The sequence below is a fragment of the Ruminococcus sporogenes genome, assembly GCF_054655175.1.
In genome coordinates this window covers 1-894 of the sequence record NZ_BAAHOA010000034.1, presented here as the reverse complement: position 1 = coordinate 894, position 894 = coordinate 1, and the positions used below count along the sequence as shown (strand labels likewise).

The 894-nt window shown below is 45.0% G+C and carries 1 rRNA gene; it reads right to left on the bottom strand.

What is annotated here, in order from left to right:
• Nucleotides 1-584, bottom strand: a 16S ribosomal RNA gene (locus tag ACYQ0N_RS15315); the annotation flags it as partial.
• Between the last annotated feature and the right edge of the window lie 310 nt (nt 585-894).

Sequence of the window (894 nt, the reverse complement as noted above, 5' to 3'; positions counted from 1 at the left end):
GTTTTCACATCTGACTTGCTATCCCGCCTACGCTCCCTTTACACCCAGTAATTCCGGACAACGCTCGCTCCCTACGTATTACCGCGGCTGCTGGCACGTAGTTAGCCGGAGCTTTTTCTTCAGGTACCGTCATTATCGTCCCTGATAAAAGGAGTTTACAATCCGAAAACCTTCTTCCTCCACGCGGCATCGCTGCATCAGAGTTCCCTCCATTGTGCAATATTCCCCACTGCTGCCTCCCGTAGGAGTCTGGGCCGTGTCTCAGTCCCAATGTGGCCGTTCAACCTCTCAGTCCGGCTACTGATCGTCGACTTGGTGAGCCGTTACCTCACCAACTATCTAATCAGACGCGAGCCCATCTCTGAGCGAATTTCTTTGATATATCTATCATGCGATATTTATATTTTATGGGGTATTACCATCCGTTTCCAGAAGCTATCCCCCTCTCAGAGGCAGGTTGCTCACGTGTTACTCACCCGTCCGCCACTAACTTAAAAAAGCAAGCTCTTTTAAGTCCGTTCGACTTGCATGTGTTAGGCGTGCCGCCAGCGTTCGTCCTGAGCCAGGATCAAACTCTTTATTAAGTTTGTATATTAAATACCTTCCGGTATTTACTATCTCCCGTTTCATTACGATTGCTCGCAATTCTTTCGCTTGTGTTTTTACTCTTGTATTAATCTCTCAATTAATACAGAATTTACAAGGGTTTTGTTTTTTCTTAGCATTGTTCAATTTTCAAGATACCTTCGCTCTCTCGCTTCCTTTGAGCGCTCGTCTATTATATCACTTCTTCTCTCTCTTGTCAATACCTTTTGGGAGAAAAAAATTTTCCGACTTCGCTCTCTCTCGTTCGACAGCTTTATTATTATATCACCTCCTTACTCTTTTGTCAAT